The sequence below is a fragment of the Vibrio sp. 10N.261.52.A1 genome, from assembly GCF_002876325.1.
Lineage (GTDB): Bacteria > Pseudomonadota > Gammaproteobacteria > Enterobacterales > Vibrionaceae > Vibrio > Vibrio chagasii.
The window spans coordinates 1-1,676 of record NZ_MCYD01001344.1 but is presented as its reverse complement, the minus strand read 5'-3'; the positions used below and the strand labels follow the sequence as shown (position 1 = coordinate 1,676).

Here is a 1,676-nt window from a genome sequence, read left to right as displayed (position 1 = left end):
CAGCTTGGTAATAGTGTGAAAACGGTTATGAACCATTCTACAAAACTGATTAACAGAAGAAATAAGCCATCTGGAACGAAAAACGCCCACACCATTTTCATGATGTGGGCGTTTGAATTGCTACTGCTAAAGACGAATGAATTAAAGGTTTGAGCTTATAAACCCATCTCTTCGGTTAGCGTTTTGATTTGCTTGAGATCCATGGTGTGGACTTCGATCATTTGTCTGATGTCACTTAGGCGAGAGTTCGCGTTATCTTGCTTCTCACATGCGTCAGATTTTGCATCCCATGAAGTGCCGTCTAAGAACACATCACACGCTTTCTTAAGTGAACCAAGATTCTGTTCGATTTCGTCTCTTTCTTTCTCTAGCTTTTCTAGCTCTTGAGATATTTGTAATTCTTTACGGAACAGTTCGCGAGAGCGTTCAAACAAAGTCGACTGCATATCCGCCTGACGGTTTAGCTTTTGATTATCTTGCTCTGTTTTATCTAATGTCTGTTTCTGCTCGTTTAACTGCTGCTCTAACGAATAGTTCGCTTTCTCTAACACGGCAGACTGCTTGGCTAACTCTTGGAGCTCTTTTTGATGCGCTTCTGCTTGCTCGGCCAAAGCCGCTTCAACCTTAGCATCAATTTCTGTATCAACTTTCGCCACTTTAGCTTCAACAGAAGACACCAACTGTGTTTTGCTTTCACTCAATTCTTGATAACGAGCTTCGAGTACCTGATAAGTGGACTCCCACTTAGAAGCCGTCACTGTCGAACCGATTAAGCCACCCAGTGCTAAACCTATAACCGCAGCAATGCCGATATAGAGCTGACTGCGCTTATCGCGTTCTTCAATAACAACCACTTCATCTTGTTCGCTTTGTCCAGATTGCTGGTTCACTAGCGGGTACTCCCAAAAATATGTTTAACGTTACGCGGTCACTGGCACTAATACCAATACTGATTTTGTAGGTTCAGTTAAACCTATCGCTCAAATCACAAGTACTTGAGCTTTAGTAACACGTTCATCCCATCTGCTCACAGACGGTTTAACGAGTTAACTCCGAAATCATCAAGCTGGCAGTATACAAAAGGAAGCTGCTAACGATAACTATCACTACCCATTTTTGTACTTTTTCATTCGTCCGATAACGAAACAGTACAAATGCCAACGCCAACAAAAAAACAATCGCTATTAGTCGAGTCATAAATCCTCCTTGTTTCCCTATTTTATACCATTTAAATAAGCAAGTTACGTCAGAGTCGCGTTGTTTGATCATTTAGTTGAACAACATTTGTGCAAACAGATATTTTGTAGCTGACATCACATTTTATATGATTTAGGATACGCCTACAGATTACCTAATTATTTAGGTAATTGTTCCGATGAAGACTGCAGGAGAGTGGTTTTTAACTAAACTTTAACATTTAGTTAGATTGACCCGCCGAAGAAGTAAATCTTTCAGGTGCTTTATGCTGGAGAAATCCAGAAAAGTGAGGACTGTCGTTGGAGGAACCTCTGGAGAGAACCGTTAGATCGGTCGCCGAAGGAGCAAGCTTAGTGCCCGTTACTTATCTGTAAGTGATTCGTTAAGTGAAACTCTCAGGCAAAAGGACAGAGGAGTGGAAAGCAACAAGCCTTAATTAACAAAAGAATTCTATCTAGAAATCCGTATGTATTAAGTAG

General features: G+C 40.9%; 1 protein-coding gene and 1 riboswitch. The gene reads right to left on the bottom strand.

The features are described 5' to 3' along the window. Positions 1 to 155: 155 nt before the first annotated feature. Positions 156 to 890: a hypothetical protein gene (locus BCT81_RS27620; RefSeq protein WP_061034340.1), complete on the bottom strand. Its 735-nt coding sequence runs from the start codon at positions 888 to 890 to the stop codon at positions 156 to 158. Positions 891 to 1,498: 608 nt separating this feature from the next. Further along, positions 1,499 to 1,618: riboswitch (glycine riboswitch) on the top strand. Positions 1,619 to 1,676 lie beyond the last annotated feature (58 nt).